Source organism: Pseudonocardia sp. Ae717_Ps2 (assembly GCF_001932475.1).
Lineage (GTDB): Bacteria > Actinomycetota > Actinomycetes > Mycobacteriales > Pseudonocardiaceae > Pseudonocardia.
Map to the genome: position 1 here is coordinate 1,663,390 of NZ_MCIS01000001.1, position 19,765 is coordinate 1,683,154.

A 19,765-nucleotide genomic window follows, 5' to 3' on the forward strand; every position below is an offset into this window, starting at 1 on the left:
CTACCGGTAGCCGAGCAGCCGGGCCGCCAGGTCGGTCAACACCTCGGTGGCCCCACCGCCGATGCCGAGGATGCGGGCGTCGCGGTAGTGGCGTTCGATCTCCGACTCGCGCATGTAGCCCATCCCGCCGTGCAGCTGCACCGCGGAGTCCACCACCCACTCGACGGCCTCGACCGCGGTGTTCTTGGCCATCAGCGCGGCGAGCACCATCGCGGGGTCGGTCGGCGACGTCGTCGCCGAGCGCTCCAGGGCGGCGCGCGTCACGGTGCGCGCGGCGTCGGTGCGCCGGTGCATCTCCACCAGCGTGTGCTGCACGACCTGCCGCTTCACCAGCGGTTCGCCGAACGTGACGCGGTCGCGGGCGTGGCGCACCGCGAGGTCCAGGGCGCGCTGGGCGGTCGCGTGGGCCTGCACGGCCAGGCCGAGGCGCTCACCGACGAACTGCTGCATGACCAGGGCGAAGCCGCCGTTCTCGGGGCCGACCAGGTTCGCCGCGGGCACCCGGACGCCGTCGAAGCTCAGCTCGGCGGTGTCCGAGCAGTGCCAGCCCATCTTGCGCAGCGGGGCACTCACGGTGAACCCGGGTGTGCCCGTCTCGACCACGAGCAGGCTGAGCCCGCCGTGACCCTCGCCGCCGGTGCGCACGAGCGTCGTCACGAAGTCGGCGCGGGTGCCCGAGGTGATGAAGGTCTTGGCGCCGTCGACGACCCAGTGGTCCCCGTCGCGCACCGCGCGGGTGGTCAGCCCGGCCACGTCGCTGCCGCCGCCGGGCTCGGTGACGGCGAGCGAACCGATCGTCTCCCCGGCCAGCGTCGGACGGACGAAGCGGTCGACCAGGTCGGGCGTCCCGGCCGCGACGATGTGCGGCAGCGCGATGCCGTGGGTGAACAACGAGGCGACGACCCCGGAGCTGCCGCCCGCCCCGATCAGCGCCTCGGTCGTCACGGCGACGTCGAGCCGGTCGCCGCCCTCGCCGCCGAGCGCCTCGTCGAACCCGACGCCGAGGATGCCGGCCTTCGCCGCGGCCGCGTGCAGCTCGCGGGGCAGACGGCCCTCGTCCTCCCAGCGGGGCAGGTGCGGCACGATCTCCCGCTCGGTGAAGCGGGTGACGGTGTCGCGCAGGGCGCGGCGCTCGGGGGTGTCCCAGACGGTCATGCCGGTGATCCTCTCCTGCCGACCCGGTCCGTGGCGACCGCGTCACGCCGGATCGCGACGCCGCGCGTCGTGGTCGAGACGCGGTGCGTCAGGAACCGCGGAACCGGTCCGGACCCCTGGGGCAGGACTGGGAATCCACCCAGTGTGCCCCCGCCCGCGCCGTGCGAACTTCCTGGGGACGCTGCCCTCTCCGCGCACACCGGAGTGACCACCACGGAGGACGTCATGAGTGTGGACATCGACCGTCTCGGGGCGGTGCTCGACACCGCCGTCGTCGAGGACCGCGACGCCGGGATCTACCGCGCGAACCGTCGGATCTTCACCGACGAGGAGATCTTCGACCTCGAGATGAAGCACATCTTCGAGGGCAACTGGATCTACCTCGCCCACGAGAGCCAGCTCCCGGAGAGCGGGGACTACCTCACCGGCCACATCGGCCGGCAGCCGATCCTCATCACCCGGGACCGGCACGGTGAGCTGCACTGTCTCATCAACGCCTGCGCGCACCGCGGGGCCATGCTGTGCCGCCGCAAGACCGACAACCGGCTGACGCTCACCTGCCCGTTCCACGGCTGGACCTTCCGCAACGACGGGACGCTGCTCAAGGTCAAGGAGCCCGACGGCGCCGGCTACCCGGAGAGCTTCGCGACCGACGGCTCGCACGACCTCACGAAGGTCGCCCGCTTCGAGTCCTACCGGGGGTTCCTGTTCGGGTCGCTCAACCCGGACGTGCTGCCGTTGTCCGAGCACCTGGGTGACACCACCACGGTCATCGACATGCTCGTCGACCAGTCCCCGGACGGCCTGGAGGTGCTGCGCGGCAGCTCCACCTACACCTTCGACGGCAACTGGAAGGTGCAGGCCGAGAACGGGGCCGACGGCTACCACGTCTCGTCGGTGCACTGGAACTACGCCGCCACCACCTCCCGGCGCAGCTCGGGCGAGTCGGCGAACGACACGAAGGCCCTCGACGCCGGTGGCTGGGGCAAGTCCGGCGGTGGCTACTGGTCCTACCCGAACGGCCACCTGTGCCTGTGGACCTGGGCCGCGAACCCGCAGGACCGTCCGCTGTGGAGCGAGCTGGACGCGCTCAAGGAGCGGTTCGGCGAGGCCAAGGGCGAGTTCATGGTGAAGGGCAGCCGCAACCTGTGCCTCTACCCCAACGTCTTCATCATGGACCAGTTCTCCACCCAGATCCGGATGTTCCGCCCCCTCGCTCCGGACCGGACCGAGGTGACGATCTACTGCATCGCGCCGAAGGGGGAGAGCGACGCCGCCCGCGCGCACCGGATCCGCCAGTACGAGGACTTCTTCAACGCCTCGGGCATGGCCACCCCCGACGACCTGGAGGAGTTCCGCTCCTGCCAGCTCACCTTCCACGCGACCACCGCCCCGTGGAACGACATGTCCCGCGGTGCCGAGCACTGGCTGAGCGGCCCCGACGAGGTCGCGACCGCCCTGGGCATGCCCGGCGTCATCTCCGCCGGGATGAAGAACGAGGACGAGGGACTGTTCCCGGTCCCGCACGGCTACTGGCAGCGGATCATGCGGGCCGCCGCGGCGAAGGAGGCCTCCGGTGACGGGCACGGCGCGCACGGACACGGCTCCCTGACCGCCGAGGACCGGCGCGCCGCCAACGCGCAGGCCGGCGCGGGAAGGGCCGAGGCACGATGACCACCACCGAGAAGGGCACCGGTCCCGCGGCCCCGTCCGCGGCGCCCACGCCGATCACGCAGAACGCGATCGAGCAGTTCCTGTACCGCGAGGCGCGCTACCTCGACGACCGCGAGTTCGAGAAGTGGCTCGAGTGCTACGCCGACGACGTCGTCTACTGGATGCCGTCCTGGGACGACCACGACCTGCTCACCACCGACCCGCAGCGCGAGATCTCGCTGATCTACTACGGCAACAAGGGCGGCCTGGAGGACCGGGTCTTCCGCATCCGCACCGAGCGGTCGTCGGCGACCTCGATCCCCGAGCCCCGGACCAGTCACAACATCTCCAACGTCGAGGTGATCGAGCGTCGCGGTGACCTGGCCGACGTCCGGTTCAACTGGCACACCATGTACTTCCGGTACAAGACGGTCGACCCGTACTACGGCACGTCGTTCTACACGATCGACTTCTCCGGGGACGCCCCGCTGATCCGCCGCAAGACCGTGGTGCTGAAGAACGACTACATCCACCACGTCGTCGACATCTACCACTTCTAGCAGGGAGGACGGCGATGACCGCCACCGCTGACGCACCGTCCTCCACGAGCGCCGCGCCGGGGTCCCACCAGGTCGCGCTCTCGTTCGAGGACGGTGTCACCCGGTTCATCCGGTGCCGGGAGGACCAGAGCGTCGCCGACGCGTCCTACCGGTCCCGGATCAACATCCCGCTCGACTGCTCCGACGGCGCCTGCGGCACGTGCAAGGCCTTCTGCGAGTCCGGCAGCTACGACGCCGGCTCCTACCTCGAGGACGCCCTGTCCGACGACGAGGCCGAGCGGGGATACCTGCTCGCCTGCCAGGCCAGGCCCCGGTCGGACCTCGTCCTGCAGATCGCGACGACCTCGGACGTCGCGAAGACCGCCGCGGCGACCCACACCGGCACGGTCACCGCGGTGAACCGGCTCTCGGAGACCACCGTCGACCTGCGGATCCGGATCGAGCAGCGCGACGAGCTCGCGTTCCTGCCCGGGCAGTACGTCAACATCGCCGTCCCCGGCACCGACGTCACCCGGTCCTACTCGTTCTCCAACGGGCCCGACGAGGCCGAGCTCGGGTTCCTCGTCAAGCTCACGCCCGGTGGGCGGATGTCGGAGTACCTGGACCGGCGTGCCCGGGTGGGCGACGAGATCGAGCTGACCGGGCCGCACGGCAGCTTCTTCCTGCGTGAGTCCGACGCCCCCCTGCTGTTGCTCGCGGGCGGCACCGGACTCGCCCCGATCCTGTCCATCCTGCGCACCCTCGACGCGACCGGCAGCGACCGGCCGGTGCACCTGGTCTACGGCGCGTCGACCGACGCCGACGTCGTCGAGCTCGACACCCTGCGCGCCCTCGCCGACCGGACCGGCCTGACCTGGGAGTACTGCGTCGCGGCCGAGGAGACCACCGCGCCGAACCGGGGCTACGTCACGACGCTCGTCCGGCCGGAGCACCTGCACGACGGCGACGCCGCGGTCTACCTGTGCGGGCCGCCGCCGATGGTCGAGGCCGTCCGTTCCTTCTTCGCCGAGCAGGGCCACGAGCCGGCGGGCTTCTACTACGAGAAGTTCGCGCTCGCCGCCTCCCCGGTCGAGCAGGTGGGGGAGACGGTGTCCGCCGAACCCGTGGCCGTCGCCCCCGGGCACGACGGGGGCGGGGGGAGGGCCGACGATCCGGCGGAGCCCGGGGCCGCTCCGGTGGTCCCGCCCGGGTGCGACGGTGTGCTCCCGACCCTCGGGGGCCGGGAGGGGAGGGGGATCCACGGCCGGACCGTCACGACGTTCGGGGAACCGGAACCGCGCCACGATGGCGGTCGACCGGAGTCCGTCGGCTCGACCGACGCGGTGTGGCGCATCGCCGGCCAGCGGATCGGCACCCCGTTCGTGGCAGGCGGCGAACCCACCGGCCTGGACGACGACGCCGGACTCGTCGTCAGCCCCGACGCGCGGACGGTGCAGTCCCAGGAGCTCGGACGGTCCGACGACCTCCGCCCACTGGTCGAGCGGCCCGCCGCGGCCGCTCGGTCCGGAGCGGGCGTGGTCGCCGCCGACGGCTACGAGATCGGCGAGGAGCATCCGTCGATCCGGAAGTCCGACGCGATCTTCGACGCCCGGCAGGGCCTCGAGCTCGGGGCGCTGGAGCTCGTCATCGGGCGGCTCGACACCCGGCAGATCGCCGGGTACCGGCTCCTCGCCCAGGCGACCGTGCCCTACGTCGACCGGGACGGCGAACGCTTCACCGACGCCCACGCCTACACCGAGACCAACGCCGCGTTCCACGACCACCTGTTCACCCTGACCGGGAACGAGCACCTGCTGCGCGCCTACCAGGCGCTCGGGGTCAAGGGCGCGATGGCGGAGACGCTGCGCTCGGCGGTGTGGTGCCACCCCGACTGCGCGCAGGATCACCTCGACATCGTCGACGCGTTCGAGGCCGGCGACCGTGACGCCGCGCGGTCCCTGATCGTCGACCACGCGCGGAACTCCAAGGCGACGATGCGGCGCGCGATGCGGGACACCGACGAGCGGCGACGGCCCCGGTTCGTCACGCCGGGCCGGTTCGCCGGCAAGGTCGTGGTGGTCACCGGCGCCGCACAGGGGATCGGTGAGTGCACGGCCCGCCGGATCGTGGCCGAGGGCGGCAGCCTCGTGCTGGCCGACCGCGCCGAGCACGTCCACGAGCTGGCCGGGGAGCTGGCCGCCGACGGGGACGCGGAGTCGACGTCGATCGGCGTCACCGCCGACCTCGAGACCTGGGACGGTGCGTCCGCCGTCGTCGAGGCCGCGATCGGCAGGTTCGGCCGCGTCGACGTCGCGATCCACACCGTCGGCGGGACCATCTGGGCCAAGCCGTTCGAGCACTACCCGCCCGAGCAGATCAGGGCCGAGATCGACCGGTCGCTGTGGCCGACCCTGTGGTCCTGTCGTGCCGTCGCCCCGCACATGGTCGAGCGGGGGAGCGGGACGATCGTGAACGTCTCCTCGGTCGCCACCCGCGGGCTCAACCGGGTGCCGTACGCGGCCGCGAAGGGCGGGGTCAACGCGATCACCTCGGCTCTCGCGCTCGAGCTGGCACCGCACGGGATCCGGGTCGTCGCCACCGCACCGGGGGGAACCGACGCGCCGCCGCGACGGACCCCCCGCGGTCCGGCGCCGCAGGGCGAGCAGGAACGCGGCTGGTACGCCACGATCGTCGAGCAGACGACCGAGTCGTCGCTGATGAAGCGCTACGGCACGCTCGACGAGCAGGCCGCCGCGCTGACGTTCCTGGCCTCGGACGAGGCCTCCTACATCACCGGGACGGTCCTGCCGGTGGCAGGAGGCGACCTCGGGTGACCTCGTCGTTCGCCAGGATGGGGGCATGACGTCCCCCTCCGGCCGCGACGCCGTCGTCGACCGGCTGTCGGCGTACCGCCCGACCGCCACCGGCCCGGCGTGCACGGTCGTCCTCACCGGGCCCTCGGGCTACGGGAAGACCACCGTTCTCGACGCGCTGGTCCGCGCGACCGACGGTGTGGTCCTGCGGGCACGCGCGGCGCCCTGGGAACGGTCCCGGGCGGGCGGGGTCGTCTCCCAGCTGGCGGAGGGGATCGACGCGCGGGCCACACCGTTCGAGATCGCCGGGCAGCTCGCGGACCGGATCGGCCGCGACGGCGGCCTGGTCGTCGTCGACGACGCCCACGCGGCCGACGTGGCGTCCCTCCAGGCCCTGAGCACGCTGGTCGCCCACCATGCGCGCACGGCGATCCTGGTGGTGCTGGCCGTGGACCCCCTGCGGGCGGGGGCCGAGCAGCACGACCTCCTGGCCCGGGTCGAGCACACCGTGCGCCTGGACCCGCTCGACGCGCGCAGCATCGGCGCCATCGCCTCCGATCTCGGCCGCCCGCTCACGGCGCCGGCCGCCGAACGGCTGCGGCGCCACACCCGGGGCACGCCCCGGCACGTCGTCGCCCTGCTCACCGAGGTGGACGCCGAGGACTGGGCCGACCCGTTCCTCCGGCTCCCGCCGCCGGCGGCGACGTCGACGGCCGTGCGTGCGAGGTTGGCCGGGATCGGCGCGGGCGCCCGCGCGCTCGTCGAGGCCGTCGCGGTCCTCGGCGAGCGGGTGGAACTGCACGAGGCCGCCCGGGTCGCAGGTCTGGACGAGGTCCTGGAACCGCTGGGCGAGGCCTCCGACGCCCGTCTCGTCGTCCGCGCCGGGGGGCAGCTCGGCCCGCGGGTGAGCCCACCTGACCCGATGGTGCGGGCCGCGGTCCTGGACTCGGTGGGGCCGGCGCGCGCGGCCGCGCTCCGGCGTGCCGCCGCCGACCTCGTCGACTCCCCGGAACGCCGTCTCCGGCTCCTCGCCGCGGCGACCACCGGGCGCGACCCCGAGCTGGCCGACCGGCTCGACGCGCTGTCCGCGGACGCGGCGGCCCAGGGCCGGTGGAGCTCGGTCGCCGGTCTCCTGCTGGACGCGAGCCGTCTCGCCGACGCGCGCGTCGACCGCGAGGACCACCTCACCCGGTCGGTCGACGCGATGGTCGGCGCCGGGCAGGTCCTCGACGCGCAGGCGCTGATCCCGGCCGTCGAGGGCCAGCGGGACACACCGTTGCGCAACGCCGTGCTCGGCTATCTCGCCATCGTGCAGGGCAAGGCCGCCGAGGCGGGGGTCCGGCTCGGACGGGCGTGGGAGCTGGTCGATCCGCGCTCCGACCCGGCGACCGCGGCCCTGGTGGCTCAGCGCCACGTCCTCCACGCCCTCGCGCACTGCCGCGGAGCCGAGATCGTCGAGTGGGCCGACCGCGTCGGAGAGCACGCCGAGCCGGGGTCCCCGGCCGCGGTGGAGGCGGCGGCCATCCGGGGGCTCGGGCAGGCGGCGTCGGGCGATCCCGTGGGCGCCGCACGGTCCTACGACCGGGCCGCCGAGCAGATCCGGCACGGCGCGCAGCACCAACGGGTCACGATGGGCCGTGGCTGGCTGGCGGTCGTGACCGACGACCTGGACGAGGCGCGGCTGGAGCTCGAGGGAGCGACGCCCACCACCCTGCTGGGCGGATCGTCGCGCATCTCGCTGTGGGCATGGGGCTGGCTGGCCCGTGCCCGGTTCCTGGGTGGGGACTGGGACGGGGCGCTCGCGGCGGCCGACCGCGGCCGGGCCCTCGGCGAGCGCACGGGGATCCTGCTCACGATGCCGCTGATCGAGTGGACGGCGGCCCAGGTCCACTCGCTGCGGGGCGACACCGCGGCGGCCGACCGCGCCGCGCGGCGCAGTGAGGCGGGCGGGGCCGCCTACGAGATCATGCGGGTGCCCGCGGTCCTCGCCCGGGCCCACATCGCGGAGTCCGCCGCCGACTACGAGCGGGTCGTCCGGGTGCTCGCGCCGTTGGACAGGTCCGGCTCCGACGGGTGTCTGCGGGAGCCCGGCTGGTGGCCGTGGGCCGACGTCTACGCGAACGCCCTCGTGCTGACCGGTCGGCTCGAGGAGGCGGAGACCGTCCTCCACCGGCACGAGGCCCTCGCGGCGCGGCGCGGGCACCGGTCGACCCTGGCCCGGCTCGGCGCCGCCCGGGGCCGGTGGCACGGCGCGCACGGGGACGTCGACGCGGCCACGGAGGCCTTCGAGACAGCGGTGCGGGCGATCGACGGCATGGCGCTGCGCTACGACCTGGCCCGGATCCACCTCGCCTACGGCCAGACCCTGCGGCGTGCGGGCAAGCGGCGCGACGCCGACACGTCCCTGCTGATCGCGCGCGAGCACTTCGACGCGCTCGGAGCGACCGTCCACGTCCACCGCTGCGACCGCGAGCTCCGGGCGGGCGGGGTCGGCGCCGGTCGCGACGAGCGGGCACCGGTCGACCTGACGCCCCAGGAGTCGGCCGTCGAGGCCCTGGTCGCACGGGGGATGTCGACCCGCGACGTCGCCGCGGAGCTGCACGTGTCGCCGAAGACCGTGCAGTACCACCTGACGCGGATCTACGCGAAGTTCGGCGTGCGCTCGCGTACCGAGCTCATCGCCCGGCGCAACGACGACCGGCTCGCCCGGCCCGACCCCGGGCACGGTTCGCTCTAATCGACAACGACATCCGGTACGGTCAAGGCGTGGCTGCTCCCTCCTTCGGCGTCATGCTGTTCACCCACCGCTTCCCCGGGCAGAGTCCGGCTGGCGTCGGCCGGGTCGGGCCGGGCCGATGATGGACCATGAGGTGCTCGGCACCGGCATCGAACGGTGGCCCAGCGGGCTGCCCGACGAGCTCGGGCTGGTCCTCGCCTCCTTCACCGGGCTGGCGCCGGTGTCCGGCGCCTCGTCGACCTCGTCCGGGGGAGCGGGGCCGGGCGGGTGCTGCACGTGGAGTCCTCCGGCGAGCGCGACGCGGTGCTCGCCGCCATCGAACGCCTCGCGACCGAGGTCCTGCCCGCCGGGCCTCGGTACCAGGGTCTCCGCCGCCGCCGTCGGGCAGCCCGGCAGGCCGGGCTGCCCGACGGCGTGACACTGGTGAGCGCGGGTGCCGACCCGCTCCGGGCGCCGGGGCAGCAGCTGCTGGTGGCGGCGTAGCCGCCCCGACGGCGGGACGGCGCGGCCCGGTCACCCCTTCCGGCAGACGCACCCCTGCGAGGACCCGCCCGCGATCTTCGCCGAGCAGAACCTTCGGTCGATCGCGTCGTGGTCCTCCCAGCGGTGCGGGCAGACGGGGCAGAGGTCGCCGGGGCGGGTGTCGTCGGTGTCGGGGGCGGGTGCCGGTCGTCCATGCTGGTGGTCCTCCTCCGGAGGTTGCCCCGAGCGGACCCGGGGGCGGGTCAGGTGGCCGGCGGCCCGGCGGGGCGGCGCAGCGGGGCACCGACCGCGTGCAGGTGACGCAGGACCTCGGCGCAGGACCGCAGGGGCCCGGTGCGGGTGTAGGGCAGGCCGTGGGCGGCGCAGGACGCCTGCACGACCGGCTGGGCGCGACGCAGGTGCGGGCGCGGCATCCGCGGGAACAGGTGGTGCTCGATCTGGTAGTTCAGGCCGCCCATCGCGAGGTCGAGCACCCGACCGCCGAGCACGTTGCGCGAGGTCGACACCTGCTTGTGCAGGTGGTCCAGACGCAGGCCCGCCGGGACGACCGGCATGCCCTTGTGGTTCGGCGCGAACGCCAGCCCCATGTACACGCCCCACAGCCCCTGGTGGACGACGACGAAGGCGACCGCCTGCAGCGGGTCGAGCACCCAGAACACCGCGCCCAGGTAGCCGACCGCGTGCGCGACGAGCAGCGCCGCCTCCAGCCGCGGGCGGGGGACCTGACGACGGACGACCGCCCGGACGGCGGTGACGTGCAGGCTCCAGCCCTCCAGGAACAGCAGCGGGAGGAACAGGTAGGCCTGGTGGCCGATCATCCACCGGACCGGCCCGCGTGCGGCGGCGGCCTGCTCGGGGCTGAAGGCGAGGAACGGGATGTCGATGTCCGGGTCGTCGTCGGCGTGGTTGGGATGGGCGTGGTGGGCGGTGTGCTGGGTGACCCAGGCGCCGTAGCTCAGCCCGACCAGCCCACCGTGGAGGTGGCCGACGACGTCGTTGGCGCGCCGGCCGGCGAAGATCTGGCGGTGGCCCGCGTCGTGGCCGATGAAGGCCAGCTGCGTGGTCACGACCGCGAAGAACACCGCGGGCAGCAGCTGCCACCACGACGGCCCGAGCCATACGAACGCGGCGACGCCGCCGGCGAGCAGGACGGCGTTCGCCGCGAACAGCAGCAGGTAGGGGCGGCGGGCCTCGCGCAGCAGGCCGGCGTCGGAGACCAGGGTGGCGAGCTCACCGAACCCGCCCGCGGTCGCCGCAGGGGTGGGGTGGGCGGGCGTGCCCGCGGGTGGGGACGTCGTCATGCGTGTGCTCCGGTCGGCCCTCGGGACACGTGGCGGGCGGTCCTGACGACCGCGCGGCCGACGCGTCGGAACGAGCCGCCGGGTCGGGGCGACCACGGGACCCGGCCGGTCGCCCCAGGGGAGGAACCGCGCCACGGACGGCACGGTCACGCTCCCGTACCGTGACACACGGTGCGACCCCCGGCAATCGGTGGAGCCGCACCGTGTATCACGGTCCCGGTCAGACCAGGCCGAGCAGCCGCACGTCGGCGGCGTACTTCTCGATCAGCGCCCGGTCCAGGTGCGGGATGTCGGTCCAGCCGCCCGGCCGGGCCGCCTGCACCGCGGCCCGGAACGCCGCCGTCGGCGCCGCGCTGCCGGGCACCGCGTCGGCCGGCTTGTCGTAGGAGCGCAGCACCGGCAGCAGGGAGTGCTTGCGCTGCTGCTCGGGCAGCCCGCGCAGTGCGGTCTCGACCCGGTCGCGCCACTCCACGTAGTCGTCGAGACGGGTGATGGTGTGGCCCGCCTCCACCAGCCAGTCGACGAAGGTGTCGAGCGAGATGCCGTCGTCGTGCGGGTTGAACAGGTGGAAGGTGCGGAACCCGGCCGAGCCGTCGGTACCGATCCCGTCGACGGCGGCGGCGCTGAAGTCGACCGGCAGCCCGTCGTAGTGCGCGCGGGCCCGGCCCCCGTCGGGGCCCGGCTCGTAGAACGACGCCGGGGCCAGCCCGGTCGCGAGCAGGGTGACGATCAGCCGGGTGAACACGTCCGGCACGTTGAGCTGCCCGGCCCAGCGGGTGTGGGCCAGGATCATGTCCGACCGGAACACCGTGACCGGCAGCCCGCACAGGTCGTGCGCCTCGCGCAGCAGCACCTCGCCGGCCCATTTGCTCATGGCATAGCCGTTGGCGTAGCCGTCGTGGACGTGGCGGACCGCGCTCATCTCGCGGATGTCGGTCTCCTCGGCGAACGAGCCCGCCGGGATCTGGTCGGCGACGCCGATCGTCGACAGGTACACCACCGGCTTGAGCCGGGTGGTGAGCGCGAGGCGCACGACCTCCGCGGTGCCGACGACGTTCGGGCCGAACAGCTGGCCGTAGGGCAGCACGTGGTTGACCAGCGCACCGGGGTGCAGCACGACATCGACCTCGGAGGCGAGCCGCTCCCAGGTCGGCTCGTCGAGTCCGAGCCGCGGCGAGCCGAGGTCGCCCGCGAGGACCTCCAGGTGCTCCTCGGCGAGCGCGCGGTAGTGACGCAGCAGCTCCGGGTCGCCGGAGTCGAAGGTCTCGTCGAGCCGGCGGCGGGCGGCGGCGTCGTCGGAACCGCGGACCACGCAGACCACGGTGCCGCCGGTGCGCGCGGCCTGTTCGAGCCGGTCCAGGCACATGAAGCGGCCGAGGAAGCCGGTGGCCCCGGTGAGCAGCACGGTCCGCGGCTCGCCCGCGGCCGGCGCGGGCAGCCCGGGGGCGGCGGCGAGGGTGGCGGGGTCGAGGAAGGCGTCGAGGCGCAGGTGCTCCGCCCGGATCTCGACGGCGTCGGGTCCGTGCACGCTCGCCGGGGTCGGGACGGCGTCGCCGTCGCGCAGCCGCTCGATGTGCGCGGCGACCGACCGCAGGTCACCGGCCGGGTTGATGACGACGCCGACCGGGACCTCGACGCCGAACACGTCGTGCAGCAGGTTCGAGAAGCTCAGCGCCGACAGCGAGTCGCCGCCCAGGTCGAGGAACGTCGCGTCCGGCGTGACCTCGGTGCTGGAGGCGCCGAGCAGCGCCCGGGCGGCGCGGATCACCGTCTCCTGCACCGGCTGGTCGGCACCACTCGCCCGCAGCGCGGCCAGCTCGTCGTTCTCGGCGCGCGCCAGCTCGGCGTAGAGCTGGTCGAGCCGCTCGCCGTAGCGCTCGCGCAGCCGCGGGCGCAGCAGCTTGCGGATGTCGGAGAGCAGGCCGTTGGCCATGCTGAACGGTTCCGGCTCGACGATCAGGTCGCGCGGGATCTCGTACGGTTCGAGGCCGGCACGGCGCGCGGTGCGCTGCACCGCCGCGGTCAGCTCGCCGTGCAGCTCCTGCGGGTCGGAGACGCGGTCGAGCAGGTCCTGCGACGGGACGACGACGGCGAGCAGGTAGGGCCGGTCGCTGTTGCCGTGGACGAAGACCTGCCGGATCGCCGGGTCGTGGGTGAGGGCTGCCTCCACCTTGGACAGGGCGACGAACTCGCCCTGGGAGAGCTTCTGCACGTTGTTGCGACGGTCGACGTAGACGAGCCGGTCCGGCCCGACCTGGGCCATGATGTCGCCGGTGCGGTAGTAGCCGTCGTCGTCGAAGACCGAGGAGGTGACCTCGGGGCGGTGGTAGTAGCCGGGGAAGATGTCGTCGGTCCGCACCAGGAGCTCACCGCGCGGGTGCGGGTGGTCGTCGGTGTGGTAGCCGAGCTCGGGGACGTCGACCAGCTTCCAGGCGGTCACCGGCGGGGACTGGACGACGCCGTCGATGAGCACGACCCCGCACTCGGTGGAGCCGTAGCCCTCGTGCAGCGGCACGCCGAGCACGGCCTGGGCGAACTCCTTCATCTCCGGGGAGATGGGGGCGCTGCCGACGAGTGCGCGCAGGATCCGGCCGCCGAGCACCCGCTCGCGCAGGTCGTCGAGGACGGCCCGTTCGGCGGCGGCGGGGTCCCCGCCGTCACCGGAACGCGCGTGGAGCTCGGACTGGAAGAGCTGGAACAGCATGTCGAAGATCCGCGGCACCACGTGGAACTCGGTCGGCCGGGCGAGCGCGAGATCCTCGAACAGGGTCGACAGGTCCGACCGGGCGACGAAGTACGCGATGCCGCCGGAGCCGAGCGTGCTCAGCAGCACCGTACGGCCCATCATGTGGCTGAGCGGCATGAAGTTCAGGCTGATCGTCGGGCGGGTGGCGGGCAGGCTCATCGCGTGGCCGCTCCAGGCGCGCCACTGGGCCCGCTGCGGGTACATCGCCCCCTTCGGGGCGCCGGTGCTGCCGGAGGTGTAGATCAGGACCGCGAGGGGGTCGTCGTCGCCGTCGGGGGAGTGCAGCGGGGCGAGCGGGAGCTGCGCGGCGCCGTCCAGGACCTCGTCGAGGGTCTGCACCGTGGGCAGCGCGACGGCGGCCTCGGCGAGGGCCTCGCGCTCGTCGTCGATCTCGGGGTGGTGGTCGAACACGACCAGGCGTGGGGTCCGCTCGGCGGCGCGGGCCAGCTCGACGGCCTTGCCCAGGTACTCCTGGCTCGTGGCGAGCACGACCGGGGCGGTCTCGTCGACGATCGCCTGCAGCTGCGGCAGCGCCGAGCTGGGCTGCAGGGGTACCGCGACGGCGCCGAGGGCGACGACGGCGAGGTCCACCGTCGCGTACTCGGTGCTGGTGAACCCGATCGTCGCCACGAAATCGCCCGGCCGGACACCGGAGGCCGCCCAGGCGGTGGCGAGCCGGCGGGCCCGCTCCCAGGCCTGGGCGTAGCTGAGGGTGGAGAAGCTGGGCAGCAGCCGCAGGGCCGTCCGGCCGGTCGCGGGATCGGTGTAGGGCTCGGTGTCGCGCTGGGCGAGGGCGGGCCGGTCGCCGTAGCCGGTCATGATGCGGTCGACCGCGGCGGCGAGACCGGGTCCCGCCCCGAGTGCGGCCGCGCGGACGGTCTCGTCGGGCCTCGCGGCCCGGTACTGCGGATCGTTCTCGTCGAGGTCCGCCGCCAGGCGCTCGGCCCGGGCCTCCGGATCGGTGACGTTCACTCAGGCACCCACTTCCTCGTCCGTTCGCGTCCTCCGGCCCGTCCGGGAGGGACGGCCACCAGGGGTTAGCTTTCCTAAGTATTACTCCGCGAAACGACCTTGGGCCATGTGATCGTCGTCGCGATGTGCTTGCGCGACACAAGCATTCGTGGTTTGAGCACGCGTCGTGCGCTTTTCGTAGAGCGCTTGTCGACGGCCGTGATCAGGGCTGGAGTGGCCCCAGACCGACGAGCTCCAGGGCCCGCCGGGCGGGTCCGGGCGACACCGTGATCCGCAGGCGGTGCCCACCGGCGGCCGCGCGGTCGCCCGCCTCGGCGAGCAGCGCGGCGCCGTTGCTCGCGACGTAGGCGGCGCCGTCCACGACCAGGTCGACCGACCCGGACGCGGCGAGCTCCAGCAGCCGGTCCCGCACGTCGCCGGCACCGGCGAGGTCGAGGTCGCCGTCGAGCAGCACCTGCACGACCCCGTCGCGGCGTCCGTGTGCGCGCAGCACGGTGGTCCGCCGGTCCTCCGACTCCCGCGGCCGGTGGACCGCCGCGGAGTGCGGCGCGGTGGGACGGGCCGTCGGGGCGATCCGCATGCGCACCGCCGTCCCGCCGTCGGTGTGCTCGATCTCGCTGCTGCTCGCGATCGCCCGGATCATCGCCAGACCGAGCCCGCGGTGGCCGGGGTCGCTCGGCGGCGGCCGCCATCGGCCGTCGTCGGAGACGCACGCGCTCACCCCGCCCGACGGCGTGTAGCCCAGGTGGAGCCGGACGTCACCGGGCGGGTCGAACCCGGCGTAGCCGTGTTCGACGCTGTTGGCGGCGGCCTCGTCGATCGCGCGGACCAGGTCGTCGCCGAGGTCCTCGCCCAGACCCACCTGGTCGGCCCAGCGCCGGACCCGGCGGCGCATGCCCCTCAGCTCCCGGGCGGACCCGGGGACGGTGAGGTCGATGTCGGGCGGCAGGACGCGGACGCAGACCAGCGCCGCGTCGTCGGTGTGCGCGGCGCCGGCCAGGGCCCGGTCGATGATCTGCCCGGCGAACTGCTCCGGCGGCAGCCCGGCCACCTCGGTGGCGATCCCGGCCAGCCGGTCCAGTCCGTCGTCGACGACCTCGCCGCGGCGCTCGACGAGCCCGTCGGTGTAGAGCACCAGCGTCTGCCCGGCGGCGATGGGGGCGACCCCCTCGCGGAAGGCCGGCCGGCCGCGGATCCCCAGGACGGGGTTGTGCCCGCCCGCGAGGTAGCCGCCGCCGTCCTCGTCGACGACCAGCACGGGCAGGTGTCCGGCCCGTGCCCAGCGCAACTCCCCGCGGCCGGGGTCGACGACCACGCAGGCCGCCGTCGAGTAGCGGGCGCCGGGGATCCAGGTCGCGAACTCGTCGAGCAGCTCCAGCGCGGACGCGGGGTCGCGACCCTGGCGGACGGCGCCGGAGAGGACGGTGCGCAGCTGGGCCATCACCGCGGCCGCGGCGACGCCCTGCCCGACGACGTCGCCGACCGACAGCCCGATCCGCCCGTCGCCGAGGTCGACGACGTCGTACCAGTCGCCGCCGGCCTCGGTGCCCGCGGCGCCCGCCTGGTAGCGCACCGCGATCTCCACGGTGTCGAGGTCGGGCAGCCGGATGGGCAGCAGCGTCCGCTGCAGGGTGTGCGCGACCTCCCGCTCGGCGCGGTAGAGCCGGGCGCGTTCGAGGGCCTGCGCGGCCGGGTCGGTCAGGGCGAGCAGGGTGGCGCGCTCGCTGGGTGGCAGCGGCCGCGGCGTCATGAACGCGGTCGCGATGACACCGACGGTGCGGGCGGCGGTGACCAGCGGGAGGGTGAAGACGGTCAGGTGGCCGAGGCGGTCGAGCAGCTCGGCCGTCTGCGGGTGGCGCTCGCGCCAGTCGGTGCCCGGTTCCAGCCACAGCGCGCGGGCCTCGCGGGCGGTCACCGCGGCCGGGATCGGCGAGCTCAGCGGCACCTCCTGCCACGCCTGCGGGTCGGCGACGTCGTGCAGGGCCAGCGCCCGCAGGTGCTGGGCGGTCGGGTCGAGCTCGTAGACCGCGATGCGGCAGGGGCCGAGCAGCGCCCGCAGGTGGGTGACGACGGTCCGGGCCACCTCGGTCGGGTCGGCGGCCGCCGACAGCTCGGCGGTGGCCTGCTGCAGCAGCGCCAGCCGGTCGGCGTTGGCCCGCTCGTCCGCGAGCAGCAGCGCGTTGTCGAGTGCGAGCGCGGCGCGGTCGGCGAGGTCGGTGACGAGCTCGATGTCGTCGGGGGCGTACGGCGTGGTCTGCGGGCCCCGCACCAGGACCAGGACGGCCAGCGTCCGGCCGCGCGCGGTCAGCGGGACCCCGACCGCGGAGCGCGCCGGGATGGCCGAGCCCGGGACCGTCGCGCCGGGGGCGGTGTCGTCCCACAGGACCGCGGCGCCCGCATCGAGCACCTGCCGGCCGAACGAGGTCTCGTCGGGGCGCTCGTCGAGCAGCGCCTCGGTCGTGGTGTCCGGAGCGGCCCCGGCGGCGCGGACGAGCTGCCCGGCCTCGTCGACGCGGCGGACCGTGCACACGTCGGCCAGCCGGGTCTCGACGAGCAGGGCGGTCAGGCGCCGCAGCCGGTGGTCGACGTCCTCGGCGGTGTCCAGCTCCCGGCTGAGCCGGGCGAGCAGCGCCTGGCGTTCGGACTCGCGGTAGCGCACGGTGATGTCGGTGCCGCTGCCCACCCAGCCGGTCACGGCCCCGTCGGCGTCGGTGTGCAGCGGGACGGCGTGCTCGAGGATCCAGCGGAAGGCGCCGTCGGCGCGGCGGAGCCGGTACTCGATCTGCCAGCCCGTCCCGGACGCGACCGCGCGGGAGAACCGGTTGCGGTAGCGCTGCCGGTCGTGCGGGTGCAGCCCGTCGGTCCAGCCGTCGTCGAGGTCGGCGGAGGCCTCCCGGCCGGTGAACTCCTGCCAGCCGGAGTTGACGTAGGTCCGCGCGCCGTCCGGGTCGGCGACCCAGATCAGGGCCGGTGCCAGGTCGGCCATCGCGGTGAACCGGGCCTCGGCCTCGCGGCGGACCCGCCCCAGCTTCAGGTGGGCGTTGCCCCGGGCCACGAGCTCGGCCGCGGAGAACGGCTTGACCAGGTAGTCGTCCGCACCGGCGCCCAGGCCCTCGATCGCGGCCTCCTCACCGGCGCGGGCGGAGAGCAGCAGGACCGGCACCCCGGCCGTCCGACGGTCCCCGCGCAGCGCTGCGAGCAGCTCCATGCCGTCGAGGACGGGCATCATGATGTCGGTGACGACGAGGTCCGGCGGGCGTTCCCGGGCCGCGGTCAGCGCGGACTTCCCGTCCTCGACGAGCTGGACCTCGTACCGGTCGGCCAGCAGCCGCTGCAGGTACTCCCGCATGTCGGCGTTGTCGTCGGCGACGAGGATCCGGCCCGCGGAGGCCGGCGCGTCCGGACCCGCGACGCTCGCCGGGACGGGTGCCGGGGCCGGTGCCGGGTCGGGCAGCCAGCGCAGCGCCTCGCCGACGAACGCCTCCGACGTCGCGGTGGGTGCGCTCCCGGACGCGGTGTCGGCGACGCGGTCCGGATCGAGGTGCGCGGTGCCGGTCGGGATCCGGACGGTGAAGGTGGTGCCGGTGCCCGGTGTGCTCGCCGCGGTGATCGTCCCGCCGTGCAGGGTGACCAGCTCGCGGGTCATGGCGAGCCCGATGCCCGACCCCTCGGTCGAGCGGGCGCGGGTGCCGGCGATGCGGTGGAACCGCTCGAACAGCCGGGGCAGCTCCTCGGCGGGGATCCCGGCCCCGGTGTCGGCGACGGTCAGCTCGACCGCGCTGTCGCCGTCGGCGCGCAGGGCGACCGCGACGCGGCCGTCCAGGGTGAACTTCAGCGCGTTGGACAGCAGGTTGAGGACGACCTTCTCCCAGGACTCCCGGTCGACGTGGACCGGGCAGGGCAGCGGCGGACAGTCCACCGTGTAGTCCAGCCCGGCGCGCTCCATCGCCGACCGGAACAGGCTGCTCAGCTCGGTGGTGAAGGCGGCGAGGTCGGTGGGCTCGAACGTCGCGCGCAGCCGTCCGGCCTGCAGCCGGGAGAAGTCGAGCAGCGTGGTGACGAGCCGTCCGAGGCGCAACGCGTTGCGGTGCACGACGTCGAGCTCCGCGGCGAGCCGGTCCGGCTCCGGCGGGGCGTCGCGCAGCTGCTCGACCGGTCCCATGATCAGTGTCAGGGGCGTGCGGAACTCGTGGCTGACGTTCGAGAAGAAGTCGGTCTTGGCGCGGTCGAGCTCGGCGAGCGCCTCCGCACGCTCACGCTCTGCCTCGTAGGCGCCCGCGGCGACCAGCGCGGCCTCGACCTGGCCCGCCAGGAGGTCGACGAAGGCCCGGTAGCGCTCGTCGAACAGCCGGAACGGGTTCAGTCCGACGACCAGTGCGCCCCGGATCAGGGTCTCGCCCTGCGCCCCGGCGAGCGGGACCAGCACGGCGTGCGACGGCGGCCGGTCCCAGGCGCCGCGGGGCAGCTCCGGCAGGTGGGCGGCGAGGTCGTCGACCACGGCCGTGCCGCCCTCGCGCACCGCGGCGAGCGGCCAGCCCGCCGGTTCGGCCACGGGCGCGTCCGGCGCGACGCCGGTGGAGCCGACCAGCCCGGTCCCGCCGTCCTCGGTGAACTCGTAGACCAGGGCGAACGGCAGGTCCTGCGGGTTGCGGGCCAGCGCCCGCCCGGCCGCGGAGTACACCTGCGCCCGGGTCCGGGTCGGCCCCAGGTCGGCGGCGAGGTCGCGCAGCGTCTGCATGCGGCGTTCGCTGAGCACGCGGTCGGTGTTCTCGGTGACCACGCAGAGCATCCCCGCGACGGCGCCGTCCTCGTGCAGCGGGCTGTAGGAGAAGGTGTGGTAGGTCTCATCGAGGTAGCCGCTGCGTTCGAGGAACAGCAGGAGGTCCTCGCTCCAGGTGGCCCCTCCGCCGGCGAGCACCGACGCGATCATCGGGCCGACGTCGTCCCAGACCTCGGCCCACACCTCGCGGGCGGAGCGGCCGAGCGCCCACGGGTGCTTGTCGCGCAGCGTGTCGCGCCGGTAGGCGTCGTTGTAGGACATCGTGAGGTCAGGGCCCCACGCCATCCACATCGAGAACCGGGAGTCGAGCAGCATCCGGACGACGCTGCGCAGCTCGGGCGACCACTGCTCGGGCGGGCCGAGCGGGTGGGCGGACCAGTCGTGTGCTGCCATGGCGGCGTTGACCAGGTCCGGCGGCGGACCCGGGCGTGCGGGAGCGCGGTTCGGGCCGGGTGGGCCGTCGGTCCCCGCCGGACGCGGGCCCGGATCGTCCGCGTCGTCGTCGCCTCGCATGTGCCTCTTTCCCCGCCCCGTCGGAGCTCGACGAAATCTAGCCGACGACGGGCGGGAGCGCCCGGACCGTGCG

Annotated in this window: 10 protein-coding genes; 5 read left to right on the forward strand and 5 right to left on the reverse strand. The window is 74.3% G+C overall.

Annotated elements, in window-relative coordinates; all coding sequences use genetic code 11:
• A complete protein-coding gene (locus tag Ae717Ps2_RS08060; RefSeq protein WP_020623487.1) occupies positions 1–1,155 on the reverse strand; it encodes an acyl-CoA dehydrogenase family protein in 1,155 nt (384 codons plus the stop codon).
• 225 nt (positions 1,156–1,380) lie between these two features.
• On the opposite strand from Ae717Ps2_RS08060, the gene benA reads away from it, so the two are divergent.
• From benA to Ae717Ps2_RS08085, 5 genes are all read left to right on the forward strand, one after another.
• Positions 1,381–2,829, forward strand: coding sequence for a benzoate 1,2-dioxygenase large subunit (gene benA, locus Ae717Ps2_RS08065; protein ID WP_083702295.1), 1,449 nt, complete (start codon positions 1,381–1,383; stop codon positions 2,827–2,829).
• Positions 2,826–3,368, forward strand: coding sequence for a benzoate 1,2-dioxygenase small subunit (gene benB, locus Ae717Ps2_RS08070; protein ID WP_075305587.1), 543 nt, complete (start codon positions 2,826–2,828; stop codon positions 3,366–3,368). The genes benA and benB overlap by 4 nt, the downstream gene beginning before the upstream one ends.
• A 14-nt stretch (positions 3,369–3,382) precedes the next feature.
• The gene (gene benC / locus Ae717Ps2_RS08075) at positions 3,383–6,181 is read left to right on the forward strand and encodes a benzoate 1,2-dioxygenase electron transfer component BenC (protein ID WP_075333184.1); all 2,799 of its coding nucleotides are present in this window, start codon (positions 3,383–3,385) and stop codon (positions 6,179–6,181) included.
• 25 nt (positions 6,182–6,206) lie between these two features.
• On the forward strand, positions 6,207–8,897 hold the full coding sequence (locus Ae717Ps2_RS08080) for a LuxR family transcriptional regulator (RefSeq protein ID WP_075305589.1): 2,691 nt from the start codon (positions 6,207–6,209) through the stop codon (positions 8,895–8,897).
• A 267-nt stretch (positions 8,898–9,164) separates the two neighbouring features.
• Positions 9,165–9,380 carry a hypothetical protein gene (locus Ae717Ps2_RS08085; protein WP_075305590.1) on the forward strand — a complete coding sequence of 72 codons (216 nt, stop codon included), beginning with the start codon at positions 9,165–9,167 and terminating at the stop codon, positions 9,378–9,380.
• A 30-nt stretch (positions 9,381–9,410) separates the two neighbouring features.
• On the opposite strand, the gene Ae717Ps2_RS38140 is transcribed toward Ae717Ps2_RS08085, so the two are convergent.
• The 4 genes from Ae717Ps2_RS38140 to Ae717Ps2_RS08100 all read right to left on the reverse strand — a co-directional run bounded on the left by Ae717Ps2_RS38140 (position 9,411) and on the right by Ae717Ps2_RS08100 (position 19,692).
• The gene (locus Ae717Ps2_RS38140; RefSeq protein ID WP_233147742.1) at positions 9,411–9,698 is read right to left on the reverse strand and encodes an RGCVC family protein; all 288 of its coding nucleotides are present in this window, start codon (positions 9,696–9,698) and stop codon (positions 9,411–9,413) included.
• Complete coding sequence (locus tag Ae717Ps2_RS08090; RefSeq protein WP_083696118.1) at positions 9,623–10,681, reverse strand: acyl-CoA desaturase; 1,059 nt, start codon at positions 10,679–10,681, stop codon at positions 9,623–9,625. Before Ae717Ps2_RS08090 ends, Ae717Ps2_RS38140 begins: the two co-directional genes overlap by 76 nt.
• 220 nt (positions 10,682–10,901) lie before the next feature.
• Complete coding sequence (gene car, locus Ae717Ps2_RS08095; RefSeq protein WP_075333185.1) at positions 10,902–14,399, reverse strand: carboxylic acid reductase; 3,498 nt, start codon at positions 14,397–14,399, stop codon at positions 10,902–10,904.
• Positions 14,400–14,601: 202 nt separating this feature from the next.
• Positions 14,602–19,692, reverse strand: a complete 5,091-nt coding sequence (locus tag Ae717Ps2_RS08100; RefSeq protein ID WP_075333186.1) for a SpoIIE family protein phosphatase — start codon at positions 19,690–19,692, stop codon at positions 14,602–14,604.
• Positions 19,693–19,765 lie beyond the last annotated feature (73 nt).